Genomic DNA, 18,620 nt, shown 5'->3' with positions numbered 1-18,620 from the left:
ACGCAACAACGCCATTCCGACGCGGCAAAAAAGCGGCGACGCTGTTACAAAACGATGTCAGCCGCGCTGTCACCCAAGGCGGCCGATCGCCGCCTCCAAACGCGATGCCTCCGCCTCGAAGGCTGCCAGACGTTCGCGGTTTTCCTCCACGACCTCGGGCTTGGCGCGCGAGACGAAGCTTTCATTGGCGAGCTTGCCGGCAACCTTCCGGGCCTCGTCCAAAGCCTTGGCGCGATCCTTCTCCAACCGCGCACGCTCCGCCGAGAGATCGATGAGTTCGGCCAGCGGCAGCACGATGGTGATCGGCCCGAGCACCGCTTGAGCGGAACCCTTTGGCACATCACCCGTCAGCGCCCGGACCTCGGAGGCACGTGCCAGGCGACGGATGGCGTCGATCCAGCGGTCGGCGCGCCCGAGTGCGATGTCATCGGCATCGCGCAGCAAAATCGGCGCGAGCACCGATGGCGGCACCCGCATTTCGGAGCGCACGCCGCGCACTTCGGTGATCAGGCCGACCACCCAGTCGAGTTCCGCGCGCGCGGCCTCAGCCTCCGGCACCGCAACCGGCACCGGCCACGGCGCGCGAATGAGCGTGCCTTCGGCGCCGAAGCCGAAGGCGCCCCACAACTCCTCAGTGACGAAGGGCATGGCGGGATGCAGCATGCGCAGAATTGTGCCCAGCACATGCGCCGCGACGGCACGTACCTCGGCCGCGTCCTCGGACTCGCCTTGTGCGAACACGGGTTTCGCGAATTCCAGGAACCAGTCGCAGAAACTGTTCCAGGTGAAGCGGTAGCAGGCGGCGGCATAATCGTTCAGGCGATAGGCATCCAGCGCCGTTGTCGCATCCATAACGGCTTGGTTGGCGCTGGCGATGATCCAGCGCGACAGGGGGAGCTTGACGGTTGCGGGGTCAAAACCCGGAACCGGATGCACGGCGTTCATTTCGCAGAAGCGCGCGGCGTTCCACAGCTTGGTGACGAAGGATCTTTGGCTCTCCACCGCCGCCGCGCCGAGCTTCACATCCCGCCCCGGCCCGGTCAGTGCGCAAATCGCGAAGCGCAGCGCATCGGTGCCGAATTGGTCGATCAGGTCCAGCGGATCGATGACATTGCCCTTGGACTTGGACATCTTCTGGCCGCGCTCGTCACGCACCAGGCCGTGGATATAGACGGTGCGGAACGGCACATCCTTCATGACATGCAGGCCCATCATCATCATCCGGGCCACCCAGAAGAAGATGATGTCGAAGGCGGTGACGAGCACGTCGGACGGATAGTAGCGCGCGAGTTCCGCGGTCTCTTCCGGCCAGCCAAGCGTCGAAAAGGGCCAGAGGCCGGAACTGAACCAAGTGTCCAGCACATCCTCGTCCTGCGCCAGGATCTCCTCCCGGCCGTAATGATTGAGGGCCTGAACGCGGGCAACCGCCTCGTCCTCGGCGACGAAGACATGCCCATCGGGCCCGTACCAGGCCGGAATGCGATGCCCCCACCAAAGCTGGCGGCTGATGCACCAGGGCTGAATGTCACGCATCCAGGCGAAGAAGGTATTCTCCCACTGCTTGGGAACGAAGACCGTGCGCCCCTCCTCCACCGCCGCGATGGCGGGCTTGGCGAGTTCGGCGGCGTTGCAAAACCATTGCGTGGTCAGCAGCGGCTCGATCGGCACGCCGGAGCGATCGCCATGCGGCACCTGATTGCGGTGACGCTCGACCTGAACCAGCAATTCCAGCCGTTCCAATTCCGCGACGATGGCGGCGCGCAGCGGCACGCGGTCTTCCCCCACAAGACTGCGCAGGAAGGCGGGATCGGCGATACCGGGCACCATCACCAGCTCGTCTTCGATCTCCTCGATCATGAAGGCGGCGCGGCGATCGAGGATGGAGGGCATTGGCAGATTGTGCCGCGCGCCGACCTGGAAATCGTTGAAGTCATGCGCGGGCGTGATCTTCACCGCACCGGTGCCTTTTTCGGGATCCGAATACTCATCCGCCACGATGGGGATGCGCCGCCCCACCAGAGGCAGGATCGCGAAGCGGCCGATCAGGTCCTTGTAGCGCTCGTCTGCGGGATTGACCGCGACCGCCACGTCCCCCGGCAGCGTCTCGGGCCGTGTCGTCGCGACCGTGATGCTGCGTCCGTCCAGGCCGTCGATCGGATAACGAAGATACCAAAGGCTACCGTCCATTTCGCGATTTTCGACTTCGAGGTCGGAAACCGCGGATTGGAACTTCGGGTCCCAGTTCACTAGGCGCCGGTCGCGATAAATTAGCCCCTCGGCATGCATGCTGACAAAGACGCGTCGCACGGCACGGTTGAGGCCCTCGTCCATCGTAAAGCGTTCGCGTGGCCAATCGAGCGAGGCGCCGAGCCGGCGCAGCTGGCGGGTGATGGACCCGCCCGATTCCGCCTTCCATTGCCAGACGCGCTCCAGGAACGCGTCACGCCCCTGGGCCTGCCGGGTCGTGCCTTCGGCGCCGAGCAGCCGCTCGACCACCATCTGCGTCGCGATGCCGGCATGGTCGGTGCCGGGCTGCCACAGCGTGTCGCGCCCCTGCATCCGGCGGAAGCGGATCAGCGCGTCTTGCACCGTGAAGGTGAGCGCATGGCCCATATGAAGGCTGCCCGTGACATTGGGCGGCGGGATCATGATGGTGAAGGGTTCGGCCGCAGCCGCAGGATCGGCGCTGAACGCGCCGCTTTCTTCCCAGATCGTATAGAGCCGTGCTTCGGCCTCGGCCGGCGAGAATGATTTTTCGAGCATCGATATGCACTAGCCGACAGACAGCAGGCCTGAAAGAGGGCGCGAAGCGAGGCTGGTTTTCACGCGTGGCAGTTTGGACCGGGGGGCACGCATGAGGGCCGCATCGATTTGGTCAAACATCCCACTTCGCATCACCTCCCAATTCCCGTCGTCATCCCCCGACTTGATCGGGGGATCCATGGGCGCCCATGGGCCCGCGGATCAAGTCCGCGGGTGACGGTGTTGGATGGATAGCGGTATGATAATGGTTGCGGCGCAATCTGCCGAGCGGCAGGCCCTACCGCCCGGAGCGGCCGCCGACCAGACGTTCGATCTCGGCCCGCACCAGACGCTCGACCAACGTGGGCAGATGCTCGTCGAGCCAGCTTTTCAGAAGCGGCCGGATTTCGGAGCGCACGACTGCCTCGATCGTCGGAGCCTGCTGCTGCACCAACTCAGCGCGCTCCTGCCGCAATTCCCTCAGCAATGCCTCCACGGAAGCCGCCGCTGCCGCTGCCGCCGCTGGTGCGACCAGGGCTTCGATCGACTGGACCGAGAACAGATCCTGCATCGTCGGCGCGGACCCAGCACCCCCGGCCACCGTCACGTCTTCCTGCGCCCAGACCACCTGTTCGACAGGGGGCGACGGCACATCGTCTGACGCCGGTTCCGGCGGCAGGGCTTCGGTCGAGATTTGAAGCAGGTGATGAGGCGGTTCGATCGGCGCGGGCCCATGTTCCACGATCACCGGTGCATCCGGCAAAGCCTCGGGTGGACGCGACAATTCATTGAGCAAGGTCACAGGCTCCAATGCGCTGACGGTGGGGGCTGGCGGCAATTCCTCGATGATCATCGAGGAATCCAGCATCAAGACGTTCGGCTGCTCCGTCTCTTCGACGGCATCAGGTTCCGCGGCGGCGTGTTCAGCGGCGGGCGCGCCGGTCTGAAGTCTCGCCTGCTCGTCGAGCATGATCCGCCGGATCGACGCAAGAATGTCGTCCATGGACTGCTCCCCCTCGGGTTTTTCGCGTTGATCGTCTGTCATGCGAACCGGGGCGTGAACATGCGCATCAGTGGTTGTCGTTGCGGAGATTGTCGGCCGGGCTGCCATTCGGATTGCCAACGGTATTCGACGTCGGATCGCCTGTGCCGAACCAACTGTCCTTCACTGCCCGGTAATAGGCATTGTCGTCATACAGCGGCACATGCAGGCCGATATCGCGTGCGGTGAAACGACCGATTGCCCCTGCGACGTTATAGGACGCCGTCACCAGGTTCGCGAGGTTCTGGACCAGCGTGACCTGGGATTGCAGCAGCAATTGTTGGGCGTTCAGGACATCGAGCGTCGTGCGGCTGCCGACGATCGCCTCCCGCTCGGTGCCGTCCAGCGCAATTTCGTTGGCGGCGATTTCCGCGCGCGTGCTGGTGATGGTCGCCCGCGTCGCGACCAAGCTTTCCCAGTTGGATTCGGCCGTCTGCACGGCCGTCCGGCGCTGAATATCGACCTGCTGGCGGGCCTGCTCACGCTGCTGCACCGCCTGGCGAATGCCGGCGTATTCTGAACCGCCCTGATAGATCGGCACCGACAGGGTTGCCACAACCTCGGCGCCAGTGGTCGTGTAGTTGGATTCAGACTGGTTGATCTGATCGTACCCGATGCCCTCAAGCTGCAACTTGGGCATCAGCGCGCTCCAGGCAACATCGACAGAGTCGGACGCCTCGGACTGCACGAACTTCGCCTGGATAACCGCAGGGTTGTTCGCGGCCGCCTGCAAGGCCGCTTCTTGTCGGCTGTTCACTGGCAGCGCCAAGGGCTGCGGCGGCGTCAGCCTGCCAGGCGGCGAGCCGACGACTTGCTCATAGGTCGCGCGCGCAGTCTCTAGGTTGCCTTTCGCGGTCTGGACCTCCGCTTCAGCCTGCGCCAGCGAGCTTTCGCTCTGGGCCACGTCCGTGCGGGTAATTTCGCCGACGCTGAAACGATCCTGCGTCGCCTTGAGCTGCTCCTTCAGGACCTGCGCGTTGTTGATGGCAAGCGCCAGAAGCTGCTGGTTTTGAATGACGGTGACATAGGCGGTGACGACGCTGGAGAAAACCTGCTGCTCGATATTGATCAAGTTGGCCCGCTCGGCCCGAACACGGTCCTTGGCTTGCGCGGTCGTCGCCTTGGTTTTACCGCCATTATAGAGCGTTTCCGTCACCGTCGCCTCGACCTGGGCAAGGTCGCGGCTCGCGGAGACGGTTTCATTGGTCCCTGTCAGGGACGAGCCGGTCGTCGTGTTGCCAGACGTGTAGCCGGCGCTGCCGTTCAGGGCCACCTGGGGCCGCCACCCCGCCAGCGCGGCAGGAACATACTCATCGGTGGCCCGCAGGTTGGCCCGTTCGGCCTGCAGGGTCGGGTTATTTGCATAGGCTTGCGCCAGCGCATCATTGAGGGTCTGCGCCGAAGCAGGCGCCGCCGCTGCCGCTGCCGCTGCGAGAAGACCCAATCCGACCAGAATGCCTGTGCGTGAAATCATCTATCCCATTCCAATCTTCACAGCCCTTCGCGCTATACGAAGACCCGCACACTCTTGACCGAGAGTTCGGTTAGGCAGAGCCCGGCCGATGAACCTTCCCGCAGCCGTCCCGGCTGTCTGGGATTGATCCGCCGGCCGTTAGTCTGAATAGGCGGCCTTTCGGCATTTGCCACATAAACAGGGCCGAAGGCCAATGCTTTGACGGCACCGACCTGCAGAGACGGGCACCAACTGGTGCTTTAGAATTGAAATTCGATGACCTTGCGAAAACCCGGCAGCACGGTGGTGGTGCAATCGAACATGTCAGCCGTGGCCAGCGCAGTGCCCTGCCGCTCCGCGAGCACGGCAACCCCAGGATGCCCGCTCTTCGCGACGACCGTCACCAGACGACCTTGACCCGGCCGCAACTGCGCGGCGAAGACCGGCGGGATTGTTTCGACGGCGCCTTCGATCAGGATCGCGTCCCAAGGCTCGACACCGGGAAGCCCCTGCTCCGGATCGCCCTTCTGGAATGAGATGGACAGGCCGAGCGCGCGCACAGCGGCCGCACCCACGTCCATCAGCCCCGCATCGGTGTCGAGCACCGTGACGCGAGCGCCACAGCGCGCCAGAACGGCGGCGCCGTACCCAGTGCCGCCACAGACCACAAGGATGCGCTCGCCAGGGACAGGCGCGATGAGTTGCGCCAGGCGGGCGAAGGCCATGGGTGACATCAGAACGCGATCGTCACCCAGGCGCACATCCTGGTCGGCATAAGCAAGGGCGCCGAGGGCTGGCGGCAGGAAGGTCTCCCGCGGGATGTCGCGCATGGCGACCAATACGGCCGGGTTCGTCACCTTGTTGGGACGAAGCTGGCTGTCGGCCATCATCTGGCGCGCGGCCGCGAAAGGCAGGGTCGTGCTTGCCATAGTCTCCACTCGATCACGGATACGCGTGCGACCATAGCCGGCGGAAGCAGACCCGCCAAGCGGGCGCCTCCTCCGGGGCGCGGCTGGCGCGCGACGCCCGGATCTTGACCCGAACCACGCCTTGATCGGATAAGCCGAGTTCTGCGGCTGGTCCCGTGGCAGATCGGTTATGTAAGGGACTGCAAATCCCTCTAGCCCGGTTCGACTCCGGGCGGGACCTCCAGCGGCGGCTGCGTCGTGCGATCAACGACCGTGGGGCGCCCGGTGGCGGCCATGTCGTGAAAAACGTTGACTTTGTGCAGGTCTCGCGGCGATATCCGCCGCAACGAGGCCCGGTCTTCGCATGCGTGTCTCCGCACAGGCGAAACTTGCCTGCCCGCGTTCCGGCCCTCAAACCGTGCATCCCCGCCGCCGGCGTTCGGCGTTGTCACGGCCTAGAAATCGACGCCAAACCGACCAGGGATTTTATTTGTCTCTTCACGCAGCGTCCTCCGAGGACGCCACCTCCACTGCGGACATCGAAACCGCTCCGGATGCGCCGCGCACGACCTTCGCCGATCTCGGCTTGTCGGATCTGCTTCTCCGCGCCATCGCCGAGAAAGGTTACATCTACCCGACACCGATCCAGGAGCAGGCGATTCCGATCGTGCTTCAGGGCCGGGACGTTTTGGGCTGCGCCCAGACCGGCACTGGCAAAACCGCCAGCTTCACGCTGCCCATGATGGAGATCCTGTCCGGCAGCCGTGCCCGTGCGCGCATGCCCCGCAGCCTCATTCTGGAGCCGACCCGGGAGCTTGCCCTTCAGGTCGCTGAGAACTTCGTGCTCTACGGCAAGCATCTCAAGCTCAACCACGCGCTGCTGATCGGCGGCGAAAGCCTGATCGACCAGAAGAACGCGCTGATGCGCGGCGTTGACGTGCTGATCGCGACGCCCGGCCGGTTGATCGACTTGTTTGAGCGCGGCGGGTTGCTGCTGAGTGACGCCCGCATCCTGGTGATCGACGAAGCCGACCGTATGCTAGACATGGGCTTCATCCCCGATGTTGAGCGGATCGTGGCCATGCTGCCCGCGAACCGGCAGACGCTGTTCTTCAGCGCCACCATCGCCCCGCCGATCCGCAGGCTCGCCGATGCTTTCCTCCAGAATCCCAAGGAAATCACGACCTCAGCCTCGGCCTCCGTCGCGCCGACCATCGTTGCCGGTTTGGCCGTGGTCGCCGAGGAGGACAAGCGCCGCACGCTGCGCCAGTTGATCAAGACCGAGGACGTGCAGAACGCCCTCATCTTCTGCAACCGCAAGCGCGATGTGGACATCCTCTATAAGTCCCTCCAGCGGCATGATTTCAGCGTCGGTCAGTTGCATGGCGACATGGTGCAATCGGCCCGCTTCACCACGCTGGAGAAGTTCCGCGCCAACCAGATCCGTCTGCTCGTTTGCAGCGATGTCGCGGCGCGCGGCATCGATATCGGCGGCCTGTCGCATGTCTTTAACTTCGACGTGCCGCATCATGCCGAGGATTACGTCCATCGCATCGGCCGCACCGGCCGCGCGGGTCTCACGGGCCATGCCTTCACCCTGGCGACGCCGGATGAGCGCGAGGCGGTGGAAGCCATCGAAAAGCTAACGGGCGCCCCCATTCCGCGCGTCGATCTCGAAGGGATCGCACCCTTGGAGTGGTCCGAGGGTGGCGGCGCACGTGGTCGCGGTGGCCGTGGCGGCAAAGGCAAGGGCAAACCGTCTTCGGGTGGGCGCGCCGATGAGCGTCCCGCCGCTCGCGGTCGCAGCCCCCGCGTGGTCGAGATCGAGGAGGCGCCGCTTCCCGTGGCTGCAGAGGCGATCATCGCGCCGATGGCGGAGCCCGTGGCACCGCCCGCGCGCGGTGAGCGCAAGCCGAAGCCGGAGACAGAGAAGCGCGCCCGTGGTGGACGTGGTGGCCAGGATCGCGGCAATCGGGCAGAAGCACCGCGCACGCCGCCGCCGGCCGATGGCCGCCGGCAGGCACAGCCGGATCGCGATACCTCCGCCCCTGTCATCGGCTTCGGGGACGAGATTCCCGCCTTCATGCTCATCCGCCGCAAGTCGCGCGGCACCGAAAGCCTCGACGCGCCCAATTTCGTGCCCAGTGCCGACGTCGATGACGACAAAGCCGAGCGCGACGAGGATCAGGACTAATCGCCCCCTTCGCGGTCCGGCGGAATACGCTGCGCTTTTCCGCCCTACACGAACAGGACCTTACGACATGACGACCGCCGCGCCTGCGAACGTGCGCACGCGCATTTCCGGCATCGGCAGCGATGGCGACGGCATCGGCCGCATGGCCGACGGTCGGCCGCTGTATCTGCCCTATACGCTGCCGGGCGAGATGGTCGAGGCGCGGCCGATGAGCCGTCGTGGCGGCGGCCTGGCCGCCATCGCCGAGACGATCCTGGAGCCGAGCGACGATCGCGTCGCGCCCCCCTGCCCGCATTTCGGCATCTGTGGCGGCTGCACGCTGCAACATTGGGCCTTGCCCGCGCTCGAAAGCTGGAAGGCGAACGAACTCCTCACCGCGCTCCACCAAGCCGGTTACGCCGATGCCGTCATCGAGCCTCTCGTGCCGAGCCAGCCGCAGACGCGGCGGCGGGTCGATCTCGCCATCCGCAAGCAGGCCGGCATCGTCTCCCTCGGGTTTCATACCCATCGCTCGACAGAAATCGTGCCAATCCAGGTCTGCCTGATCGCGGCGCCGGCCATCGTCGCCTTGCTTGATCCCTTGCGTGCCCTGATCCCACGCCTTCAGGCGATCAAGCGGGACGCGTCCTGCGCGATCAACCTGCTCGACACCGGACTCGACCTGCTGTTGCGGACAGATGGTGACCTCGCGGCCTCCGACCGGCGGCTGCTGGCCGCCTTCGCGGCCGAGCATGCCATTCCCCGCATCGCCTGGGCGATGAGCGACGGCCAGCCCGAAATCGCGGCGCAACTGGCGCCGATCTCCATTGCATTCGACGGGACTGCGGTCTCGCCTCCGCCCGGCGCCTTCCTGCAAGCGACCCCAGAGGGTGCGACGGCCATTGCGGCTGCGGTCGTCGCTGGCCTGCCCGACGGGATCCGCCCGAAGGAACGCGTCGTCGAACTGCATGCCGGCTGCGGCACATTGACCTTTTCGATGGCGACGCGGGCGCATGTCATCGCCTATGAAGGTGATGCGAGCGCGGTCACGGCGCTGGAGCAGGCCGCCGGTCGGGCCGCGCTGCATGGCATGGTCCTCGCGCATAAGCGCGATCTCAACCGGCAGCCACTGGCCGCACCCGACCTGAAGGACGCGGCGGCCGTCGTGCTCGACCCGCCGTTTTCCGGGGCCCAGACCCAGATCGAGGCGATTGCGGCGGCAAAGGTGACCCGCGTCATCTACGTCAGCTGCAACCCCGCCGCCCTGGCGCGCGATGCCGCCATTCTGCACGCGGCTGGCTTCGCCCTGCTGCGCGCGACGCCCATCGACCAGTTCCTGTGGTCGAGCCGGCTGGAAAGCGTGTGTGTGTTCACGCGCAAGATCGCCGTACAGCGCGGCTTCCGCCCGCCGCGCTGAGGCGGCGCGGCCCACACGCCTCTGTGGCATTGACGCCGTCTCACAGGCGTCACATGACACGCTGTGCGCAAAACTCTGCGGTTTCCCGATGATCACGACTGAGGCGAGCGTCCAGAGCCGCCATGGCGCGCCGGATGTGGCGCGGCCGTTGGATCAATGGCGCGAATGCCCGGATTGCGGGTTGCTCTCCACCTTGCCGGAGATGCGCCCGGGCTTGGTGGCGGAATGCCCACGCTGCGGCAAGACGCTGTGGCGGATGCGGCGCGCGCCGTTCAGCTTTCCCATCGCCTGCGGCCTGTCAGGTTTGCTGTTTTACACCTATGCCCTGGTCGCGCCCTTCCTGGAAATATCGGCCTATGGCCGCTTCCAGCTCGCGCGCCTCGAAACCGGACCGCACGAACTGACACTGCATGGCTATACGCTGCTGGGGTTTCTGGTCCTGGCCGTCACGGCGATCTTCCCGGGTATCAAGCTCGGCATCATGCTCCTGACGCTGTTTGGCTTGGAGACGCGGACCGTGCCCTCGCGGCTCATGATCGCCCTGTTCCGTTGGTATGCGCGCATCACGCCCTGGTCGATGATCGACGTCTATCTGCTCGGCTTCCTGGTGGCCTATACGCGGCTTGCGGCCATAGCGACCGTGCATCTCGATACCTCGCTCTATGCCCTGGTGGGGCTGATGATCGCGATGGCGGCGGCAGATGGCGCGATGGATACCGAAGCGGTCTGGCGGGCCTTGGAACGCGCAAAGGTCCATACCGACGAGCGCTATCACCAGCACCATCCCGAGGTTCCGTGGCCGGAGGATGCGCCGATCGCCAATATGTCGACCGAGGGCGTCATCGGCTGCCACACCTGCCATCTGGTCAATCGTGCGGTGGATGGTGACCTGTGCCGTCGTTGCCATACTCGCTTGCATGCCAGGAAAGGCAATAGCGTGAGCCGGACCTGGGCCCTGTCCCTGTCCGCAGTGGCCCTCTATGTGCCGGCCAATATCTATCCGGTGATGCAGATCACTCAATTGACCAAGACCACCAATTACACGATTTTTGGTGGTATTCAGGAGCTTATGGCCTACGGGCTATGGCCTCTGGCCGCCCTGGTCTTTCTTGCGAGTATCACGATTCCCTTGGCAAAGCTGTTCACGCTTGGCTACCTGCTGGTGCAAACCCAGCGCAATTCCCCCACCCACCTGAACGGACGCACGCGCGCCTTCCGTGTCATCGACTTCATCGGCCGGTGGTCGATGATCGACATCTTCATGATCTCCATCCTGGTGGCCCTGGTCCGCTTCGGGCAGTTCGCGAACATCAACCCCTATTCCGGTGCGCCGTGTTTCGCGGCCGTCGTGATCCTGACGATGTTTTCGGTGATCACCTTCGACTCGCGCCTGATGTGGGATGCGCCGCGGCGCGCAGCCCCCGCCGCCCCTGCGCCTGAACGCGGCGCCCCCCTGAGCCAATCCTCCAAAGGCGTTCCTGCATGACCGATCCTGTGACGCCGGGCGAGACGCCGCCGACACCCGCGACCGTGGATGAGGCGCCGCCCCAGCGCGATATGCCACCACCACCAGCGCATCTGCGCCAGCGCCGGTTTTCCTTCGTCTGGATCATCCCGCTCGTGGCAGCCGCCATCGCGCTCTATCTCGGATACCGGACCATCATTCAGCAGGGGCCGCTGGTCACCATTACCTTCAACAATGGTGAAGGCCTCGCGGAGGGCCAAACCCAGGTCAAATACAAGGCGGTGGCGCTCGGCACGGTCGAGAGTATCGATCTCAGCCCCGACAATACGCATGTCGTCGTCAAGGTCAGGATGAATGGCATCGGTACGCGCTTCCTGACCGACCATGCCCGCTTCTGGGTAGTGCGGCCACGGATCTCCGCGAGCAGCTTCTCCGGCCTCGATACGCTGGTGTCCGGCGCCTATATCGAAGTCGATCCCGGACCGAAGGGGGGTCGATACAAGGCCAAGTTCGATGGTCTGGCCGAGCCACCGGGCATCCGGTCGGATGAACCTGGCCATACCTACGTGCTGCGTGCCGAGAGCATCGGCTCCCTGAGTTCAGGCTCGCCGGTCTTCTACCGCGACGTGGTTGTGGGCGAAGTCCTGGGCTACGACCTAGGGGACGGCCTCGGGCCGGTGCCGATCAATATCTTCGTCCGCGCGCCCTATGACCGCCTAGTGAAGCCGACCAGCCATTTCTGGAACTCCTCCGGCATCAGCGCCGGTATTCAGGGGGGGCAGTTCCATATCGAGCTTCAGTCGCTCCAGGCCCTTATCGCTGGGGGTGTGACCTTCGATCTGCGGCACGATGCGGAAAATACGCCGCCCAGTCCGAATAACGCGACCTTCCACCTCTACGCGTCCAAGGATGACGCGGACTCTGCCGGCTATGCGAACCAGCTCGCCGCTGTCTCCTATTTCACGGACTCCGTCGCCGGTCTCGGGCGCGGCGCACCCGTTCAGATCTTCGGTATTCAGGTCGGCACAGTCTCCGACGTCCGGCTGTTGCTCGACCCGGCCACCGGAAAGGCGCGGATACGGGTCGCGATGCAGCTCCAGCCGGAGCGGGTCTTCGACCTGAAAACCTTCGACAAGTCGCTCAAGCCTGAGGCCGTCTTGCAGAAGATGGTGGATAACGGCATGCGCGCCGAGCTGGACACCGCAAGCTTCATTACCGGCCAGAAGGTCATTTCCTTGACCTTCGTGCCGAAAGCAGGCCCCGCTGCAATCACCATGGAGGGCGGCGCGCTGGTCTTGCCGAGCGAGGGCGGCGGGCTGGAAGGCATCCTGGCCTCGGCATCGCAGCTCATGGCCAAGCTCAACGCCATTCCCTTCACCCAGATTGGCAACAATCTGAATGGCCTGCTGGTGACGGCGAACACCACCATCGGCGGAGAGAAGGTGCAGGGTGCGCTCACGTCCCTGTCGCAGACCTTGCAGAGCGTGCAGCATCTGGTCGCCAAGACCGACCAGGGGCTGACGCCCGTCATGCGCCAGTTGCCGGCGCTGATGGCCAACCTGCAGGGCACGCTGCGCGGCGCCAACGTGGCCGTCACCGGACTCGCGCGGGGCTATGGCAACGACTCCGACTTCCAGCGCAGTCTGGCGCAGCTCATGGATCAGGCGAATGGCGCGCTTCGGTCGGTCAAAGAATTGGCCACCTTCCTGGACCGCCATCCGGAAGCCTTGATCCTCGGCCGTACCGGCCATGCCACAGGTGGACAATGACAAGCCCGCGCCGAACCTTCCTCCGCTCTATGAGCGCCCTCTCGCTGGCGGCCCTCGCCACCTCCGGGCTGGCGGGCTGTGCCTCCGCCAATCCCAACTACTACCGGATCGTCATGGCGCCCGGCACGGCCATGCCAGGCGCGCCGGGTGTCATCGAAGTGCGCAGCATCAGCATTCCCGGCTATCTGGACCGCGACGGCATCATTAAAAGCGCCGCCGAGACCAAGCTCGACATCCATAGCAACGACCTCTGGGCCGAGCCCCTCGCGGATATGCTGCAAGCGACGGTGGTCCAGGACCTAGCCCAGCGGCTGACCGGCAGCACCGTGATCGGCTCAGGCGGCGCCATCGGCGCGAACCCCGCCATTCTGGTCGAGATCAATGTGCTCGGCTTCGATCCTGATGCCACCGGCACCATGGTCTTGAGCGCGCAGGTCGCGATTCGCGACGGCGCCACGCTCAAGACGCTGATGACGCAGTCGATCCGTCGCACGGGCCCGTCTGGCGGACCCACCGTCACCGGCATCGCCAATGGCATGAGCGCGCTCTGGGGTCAGGCAGCGGATGATATCGCAGGCCTCGTCGTGCGGAACTGGCGCTTGGGCGCCGCCGGCGGTTAGTCCGCGATGACCGAAGGTCACGTCATTCCGCCGGAAGCGATCGCGCCGATGATGCGACGCCTCGGCCTGGAGACGGTCGAGGCCTTGATGCTGGCGCTGCTGCCCGAGGCCCAGGCCTTGGCGCGGCCACCCTTGTCGGCATTTCGCGTCGGCGCCGTAGGCCGAGAGGCGGAAACCGGGGCGCTGGTGATGGGCGCCAATGTCGAGTTCCTGGGCGCTGACTTGGGGGAGACGATCCATGCCGAGCAATTCCTGTTCTCGCGCGCCTTCCACCGTGGTGCGACCCTCGACCTGATCGCGGTGTCGGCGCGTCCCTGCGGCCATTGCCGGCAGTTCATGACCGAATTCGCGGGGCGCGACCGGTTGATGATCCTGGATTCCGGCGGCGACCGGCTGAGCCTGAACACGATGCTGCCCTTCAACTTCAGCCCCGCCGATCTGGGTGAAACCGGCGCCACTGCCGCCATCGCCCATGCCCTGCCGACGGTACTCACCGGCGATATCGCACCGGCATTACTGGACGCGCTGCGGGTGGCCGGCGCCCGCGCCCATGCCCCGTATAGCCGCAGCCCATCGGCGGTCTTGCTCCGGCTGACGGACGGCACGGTGATCACCGGATCGGCGATCGAGAACGCCGCCTACAATCCCGGTCTGCGCCCGATCCAGTCGGCGCTCATCAATCTCATCGCCGCCGGGCGCCAATATGATGAGATCGACCTGGGCATTTTGGGCAGCGAGGCGGCGGGCGCCATCGATCATGCGCCCGGAACGGCGCGTCTCCTGGGTCTCCTGGCCCCTCATGCCGGATTTGACACTGTGACGTGGCGCTCGGCCCTCTCCTCCTGACGGCATCTCCTCTGCTATAGGCTGGGGATGACGTTGCCGTTCTGGAAGACCAAGACGCTCGACGAGATGTCGCAAGAGGAATGGGAATCCCTCTGTGACGGCTGCGGTCGCTGCTGTCTGCATAAGCTGCGGCACGAGGATACCGACGAACTGTCCTTCACCAATGTCGCCTGCCGGCTGCTCGATATCGACACCTGCCGCTGCTCCGACTACCCGAGCCGCCAGAGCAAGGTGCCCGACTGCGTGCAACTGACACCGGTTGCCTTGCGCGATATCGATTGGCTGCCGCCCTCCTGCGCCTATCGCCGGATCGAGGAAGGCCGCGATCTGCCGGATTGGCATCCCCTCGTGTCCGGAACGGCAGAGACGGTGATGAAATCCGGCGCCTCGGCGCGGGGCCGCATCATCAGTGAGCGCGATGCGGGGGCGCTTGAGCATCATGTCGTGGACTGGCCAGGGCGGCCACCCCGACTGCCGCGTCCGCGCTGATCCATCGGCCGCACTGCAATGACGGGTTCGATCACAGCCACGACGGGCGGTTGGAAGGTCTTGTTCGGCCGGCGCCACGGCGCCTTCCTGGCGACCTTCAGCCTGGGCTCGGCGCTGTATGCCTTCTCGGCCTTTCTGGTCTCGTCGGCGATGCCCTCCGCCGTGCAGCAGTTGGGCCACCTCAATCTGATCAGCTGGGGCTTCACTTTCTATCTGATCGCGGCGATCGTCGCGGGCACCATCGCCTCGTCGCTGAAGCAGCGTTGGGGCGCCCAGACCTCCTTCCAATACGCGGGAGTCGCCTATCTTCTCGGCACCTTCGCCTGCGGCTTCGCGCCTACCATCTGGGTTTTGCTGTTTGGCCGGGCCCTTCAGGGCGTCGGCGAAGGCGCCATCTCAGGCCTGAGCTATATCCTGATCCCCGAAATGTTCCCCGCCGTGTTGATCCCGGCCGTCTTTGGCGTGGAAGCGGTCATTTGGGCAGGCGGCTCCATGCTCGGGCCGATGCTGGGCGGCGTCCTCACGCAGGCCATCTCCTGGCGCGCGGCCTTCCTGATCGAAGTGCCGCTGATCCTGGTGTTCATGCTTCTCGTGCGCCTGACCATTCCCCGCATGTTCTCCAGCGTCACGCACCATGGCCTGCCGATGCTGCGGCTGATCGGCGTCGGGCTGGCGATCTTGCTGCTGTCCTTGGCGGCGATCGAGCCCGCCTTGTGGATGCGGGTGGCCAGCGTGCTGGCCGCCTTGTCCGTGCTCGCCTTGCTGGTGGCACGCGACCGGCATGCCCCCAACCGGCTGTTGCCGCGCGACGCATTTTCACTGCGGACCCGCACCGGCCTCGCGTTCTGGGTCGTGCTGCTGATGCCCACCGCCCATACGGGGCCGGGCGTCTACCTGATTTACATCCTCGAACGCGTCTGGGGGTACGATCCATTGACGGCCAGCTTCCTGGGCGCCGCCATGGTCATCGCCTGGAGCGCCGTAGGCATCATGGCCAGCAGGCTGCCGCCCAGACTGTCACGCGGCTGCCTTTGGGTCGGCCCGCTGATGCTGGCTCTCGGCTTGGCCATCGATATTCCCGCCCTCATGGCGCAGCAGCTCGTCTGGCTGCTTGTGGGACAGGCTTTCGTGGGCATCGCCTATGGCCTGACCTGGGGTTTCCTGAGCCAGACGATCATGACGGGCGCCGTGCCCGCCGATCGTGATCGGGCCTCCGGCATGTTGCCCACAGTTCTGTCCGCCGGCCTCGCGATCGGTGCTGCGCTGGGCGGCGTGGCCGCCAATGCAGCCGGCTTGGTCGAAGGCGCACCGATCACGGTGGTCATTCGGGCGGGGCTTGTTTGCTTCGTCGTGGCTACGGCCCTGGGTGTCGTCTGCTTCCTGATGGGTCTTTTGCTGCGGGCGCGAACAACTGCCTTCGCAGGTGCAAAAGCGGCCTCCATCTAGCCATCTTGGCGTTATAGTTCGGGGCCTTCACCGGGAGTTCCCAAGCCGTGTCGCTACCCCCCGCCCTGCTCGCCCTGGCAGCCGCCGCTTTCGGTATCGGCACCACGGAATTCGTCATCATGGGGCTGCTTCCTGAGATCGGGCACAGCCTCGGCGTTTCCATCCCGCAAGCCGGGCAACTCGTGTCGAGCTATGCCCTGGCCGTCACCATCGGCTCGCCTTTCATGGCCGTCCTGATGGCGCGCTTTCCCCGCCGCCTCTCCCTGCTGATCCTGATGGCCGTCTTCATCATCGGCAACGCGTTCTGCGCCCTCGCCCATGGCTATGACACGCTGATGGCGGCGCGTATCTTCACCGCCCTCGCCCACGGCGCCTTCTTCGGTATCGGCGCGGTGGTCGCGGCTGAAGTGGTGCCCAAACATCAGCGGGCGATGGCGATTTCGCTGATGTTCTCGGGTCTGACCCTCGCCAATGTGCTGGGCGTGCCATTCGGAACGCTGCTCGGTCAGGCCTATGGCTGGCGCACGACCTTCTGGGCTGTGGTGATCATCGGCGTGGCCGCCTTTGTGGCCTTGTTGATCTGGGTGCCGGAGGTGCGTCAGGCGCGGCGGATGCGCCTGAAGCGCGAGGTCGCGGCACTCGGCCACCCGCAGGTCCTGCTTGCCATGGGTACAAGCGTGCTGTGTTCAGCCGCGCTGTTCACGGTCTTCACCTATATCACGCCACTTTTGGAGACCGTGTCCGGCATCAGTCCGCACGGCGTCAGCATCGCCCTGCTGCTGTTCGGCGTGGGCATCACGCTGGGCAATCTGGTCGGCGGACGTCTGGCGGATTGGCGTCTGATGCCGTCGATCATCCTCAGCCTCTGCCTGCTCATCATCGTTCAGATCGTCTTCACCGCCACCAGCCACAGTGCGGTTCCGGCCGTCATCACGATCATGGTCTGGGGCGCTTTCGCCTTCGGCGTGGCGCCACCCCTCCAGATGCGGGTGGTGGATCAAGCCCGGGCGGCGCCCAGCCTTGCCTCCACCATGAACCAAAGCGCCTTCAATCTCGGCAATGCCATCGGCGCGTCCGCCGGCGGCTTCATGGTGTCGGCCGGCGCCGGTTACGCGCAACTGCCCTGGCTGGGCAGTGCGTTCAGTGTCGTCGCCTTGGGCGTGATCGTCACTGCCCTTTGGCTGGAACGCCGCAGCCAGCGCCGACGTGAGACTCGCAAAGCCGGGTTCAGGGCCGCCGCCACGCATAGCGAAGCGGCATAAAAAAAGGCCGGCCCTGTTTCCGGGGCCGGCCTTTAAAGCGTGATGGCGATCAGGCCGCGATGCGGGCCGCCTCATAGGTCGAGGCCATCGCCTGACGGCGATCTGTGATCTGGGTCTTCATCGACTTCTGCAACTTCTCGAAAGCCCGAACCTCGATCTGGCGCACCCGCTCACGCGAAATGCGATACTGCTGCGACAGGTCTTCCAGAGTCGTGGCCTCATCCTTGAGGCGCCGCTCGATGAGGATATGACGTTCCCGCTCGTTCAGCGTCTTCAGCGCATTGGCCAGAAGCGCCTTGCGGTCGGACATTTCCTCGCGCTCGGCCAGGGTGTCTTCCTGCGTCTCGCTCTCATCGACGAGCCAATCTTGCCACTCGCCTTCGCTGTCCATGCGGACCGGGGCGTTCAGGCTATGATCCGGCGCCGACAGGCGGCGGTTCATGTTCACCACATCCTGCTCCGGCACCGCGAGCACGCGGGAGATTTCGGCCACCTGCTCGGGCTGAAGATCGCCGTCGTCGATCGCCTGCATCTGCCCCTTCAGGCGGCGCAGGTTGAAGAACAGCTTCTTCTGCGCAGCAGTGGTTCCCATCTTAACCAGCGACCAGCTATGCAGAATATATTCCTGTATCGCCGCGCGGATCCACCACATGGCGTAGGTGGCGAGGCGGAAGCCGCGCTCGGGGTCAAAGCGCTTGACAGCCTGCATCATGCCGACATTGCCTTCGCTCACCAGCTCGCCGACCGGCAAGCCGTAACCGCGGTAGCCCATGGCGATCTTGGCGACGAGGCGAAGATGCGAGGTGACCAGCTTGTGAGCGGCTTCGACATCATTATTGTCGCGCCATGACTTCGACAGGCTGAGTTCCTCTTCCGAAGTCAGCATCGGAAACTTACGAATTTCTTGTAGGTAGCGAGAAAGATTGCCTTCCGGAGCGATGTTAATGCCAAGGGCCATAGAGAGACTCCTATATTCTTCGACGAAAAC

14 protein-coding genes and 1 tRNA gene are annotated in these 18,620 nt (G+C 65.0%); 10 read left to right on the top strand and 5 right to left on the bottom strand.

Annotated features, from left to right (window positions below; all coding sequences use genetic code 11):
* Positions 1-69: 69 nt before the first annotated feature.
* From QP803_RS08620 to QP803_RS08605, 4 genes are all read right to left on the bottom strand, one after another.
* On the bottom strand, positions 70-2,763 hold the full coding sequence (locus QP803_RS08620; RefSeq protein ID WP_284947357.1) for a valine--tRNA ligase: 2,694 nt from the start codon (positions 2,761-2,763) through the stop codon (positions 70-72).
* 277 nt (positions 2,764-3,040) lie between these two features.
* A complete protein-coding gene (locus QP803_RS08615) occupies positions 3,041-3,745 on the bottom strand; it encodes a DUF2497 domain-containing protein (protein ID WP_284947356.1) in 705 nt (234 codons plus the stop codon).
* A gap of 67 nt (positions 3,746-3,812) precedes the next feature.
* A complete protein-coding gene (locus QP803_RS08610) occupies positions 3,813-5,258 on the bottom strand; it encodes a TolC family outer membrane protein (RefSeq protein ID WP_284947355.1) in 1,446 nt (481 codons plus the stop codon).
* Positions 5,259-5,497: 239 nt separating this feature from the next.
* Positions 5,498-6,166, bottom strand: a complete 669-nt coding sequence (locus tag QP803_RS08605) for a protein-L-isoaspartate O-methyltransferase family protein (protein ID WP_284947354.1) — start codon at positions 6,164-6,166, stop codon at positions 5,498-5,500.
* A gap of 149 nt (positions 6,167-6,315) precedes the next feature.
* On the opposite strand from QP803_RS08605, the gene QP803_RS08600 reads away from it, so the two are divergent.
* The 10 genes from QP803_RS08600 to QP803_RS08555 all read left to right on the top strand — a co-directional run bounded on the left by QP803_RS08600 (position 6,316) and on the right by QP803_RS08555 (position 17,632).
* A tRNA-Cys gene (locus tag QP803_RS08600) sits at positions 6,316-6,389 on the top strand.
* Between the two features lie 246 nt (positions 6,390-6,635).
* The gene (locus tag QP803_RS08595; RefSeq protein WP_434082900.1) at positions 6,636-8,339 is read left to right on the top strand and encodes a DEAD/DEAH box helicase; all 1,704 of its coding nucleotides are present in this window, start codon (positions 6,636-6,638) and stop codon (positions 8,337-8,339) included.
* 67 nt (positions 8,340-8,406) lie between these two features.
* On the top strand, positions 8,407-9,735 hold the full coding sequence (locus QP803_RS08590; RefSeq protein WP_284947353.1) for a class I SAM-dependent RNA methyltransferase: 1,329 nt from the start codon (positions 8,407-8,409) through the stop codon (positions 9,733-9,735).
* 88 nt (positions 9,736-9,823) lie between these two features.
* On the top strand, positions 9,824-11,221 hold the full coding sequence (locus QP803_RS08585; RefSeq protein ID WP_284947352.1) for a paraquat-inducible protein A: 1,398 nt from the start codon (positions 9,824-9,826) through the stop codon (positions 11,219-11,221).
* A complete protein-coding gene (locus QP803_RS08580; RefSeq protein ID WP_284947351.1) occupies positions 11,218-12,969 on the top strand; it encodes a PqiB family protein in 1,752 nt (583 codons plus the stop codon). The genes QP803_RS08585 and QP803_RS08580 overlap by 4 nt, the downstream gene beginning before the upstream one ends.
* Before the next feature lie 29 nt (positions 12,970-12,998).
* Positions 12,999-13,589: a PqiC family protein gene (locus QP803_RS08575; RefSeq protein ID WP_284947350.1), complete on the top strand. Its 591-nt coding sequence runs from the start codon at positions 12,999-13,001 to the stop codon at positions 13,587-13,589.
* A 6-nt stretch (positions 13,590-13,595) separates the two neighbouring features.
* On the top strand, positions 13,596-14,435 hold the full coding sequence (gene cdd, locus QP803_RS08570; protein WP_284947349.1) for a cytidine deaminase: 840 nt from the start codon (positions 13,596-13,598) through the stop codon (positions 14,433-14,435).
* A 27-nt stretch (positions 14,436-14,462) separates the two neighbouring features.
* Complete coding sequence (locus QP803_RS08565; RefSeq protein ID WP_434082899.1) at positions 14,463-14,924, top strand: YcgN family cysteine cluster protein; 462 nt, start codon at positions 14,463-14,465, stop codon at positions 14,922-14,924.
* An 18-nt stretch (positions 14,925-14,942) separates the two neighbouring features.
* A complete protein-coding gene (locus QP803_RS08560; RefSeq protein WP_284947348.1) occupies positions 14,943-16,370 on the top strand; it encodes an MFS transporter in 1,428 nt (475 codons plus the stop codon).
* A gap of 47 nt (positions 16,371-16,417) precedes the next feature.
* Positions 16,418-17,632 carry an MFS transporter gene (locus tag QP803_RS08555; RefSeq protein WP_284947347.1) on the top strand — a complete coding sequence of 405 codons (1,215 nt, stop codon included), beginning with the start codon at positions 16,418-16,420 and terminating at the stop codon, positions 17,630-17,632.
* A gap of 49 nt (positions 17,633-17,681) precedes the next feature.
* On the opposite strand, the gene rpoH is transcribed toward QP803_RS08555, so the two are convergent.
* The gene (gene rpoH / locus QP803_RS08550) at positions 17,682-18,590 is read right to left on the bottom strand and encodes an RNA polymerase sigma factor RpoH (RefSeq protein WP_284947346.1); all 909 of its coding nucleotides are present in this window, start codon (positions 18,588-18,590) and stop codon (positions 17,682-17,684) included.
* Positions 18,591-18,620: the final 30 nt, after the last annotated feature.

Origin of the sequence: Acidisoma sp. PAMC 29798 (assembly GCF_030252425.1) — a bacterium.
Taxonomy (GTDB): Bacteria; Pseudomonadota; Alphaproteobacteria; order Acetobacterales; family Acetobacteraceae; genus Acidisoma; species Acidisoma cladoniae.
The sequence above is the reverse complement of the archived record's forward strand: the minus strand, read 5'-3'. Positions and strand labels throughout refer to the sequence as shown.

Coding starts and splice junctions, on each gene's coding strand:
- QP803_RS08565 (WP_434082899.1), top strand. CDS start 14,463: ATGACGTTGCCGTTCTGGAAGACCAAGACGCTCGACGAGATGTCGCAA.
- cdd (WP_284947349.1), top strand. CDS start 13,596: ATGACCGAAGGTCACGTCATTCCGCCGGAAGCGATCGCGCCGATGATG.
- QP803_RS08615 (WP_284947356.1), bottom strand. CDS start 3,745: ATGGACGACATTCTTGCGTCGATCCGGCGGATCATGCTCGACGAGCAG.
- QP803_RS08560 (WP_284947348.1), top strand. CDS start 14,943: ATGACGGGTTCGATCACAGCCACGACGGGCGGTTGGAAGGTCTTGTTC.
- QP803_RS08575 (WP_284947350.1), top strand. CDS start 12,999: ATGAGCGCCCTCTCGCTGGCGGCCCTCGCCACCTCCGGGCTGGCGGGC.
- QP803_RS08585 (WP_284947352.1), top strand. CDS start 9,824: ATGATCACGACTGAGGCGAGCGTCCAGAGCCGCCATGGCGCGCCGGAT.
- QP803_RS08590 (WP_284947353.1), top strand. CDS start 8,407: ATGACGACCGCCGCGCCTGCGAACGTGCGCACGCGCATTTCCGGCATC.
- QP803_RS08605 (WP_284947354.1), bottom strand. CDS start 6,166: ATGGCAAGCACGACCCTGCCTTTCGCGGCCGCGCGCCAGATGATGGCC.
- rpoH (WP_284947346.1), bottom strand. CDS start 18,590: ATGGCCCTTGGCATTAACATCGCTCCGGAAGGCAATCTTTCTCGCTAC.
- QP803_RS08610 (WP_284947355.1), bottom strand. CDS start 5,258: ATGATTTCACGCACAGGCATTCTGGTCGGATTGGGTCTTCTCGCAGCG.
- QP803_RS08620 (WP_284947357.1), bottom strand. CDS start 2,763: ATGCTCGAAAAATCATTCTCGCCGGCCGAGGCCGAAGCACGGCTCTAT.
- QP803_RS08580 (WP_284947351.1), top strand. CDS start 11,218: ATGACCGATCCTGTGACGCCGGGCGAGACGCCGCCGACACCCGCGACC.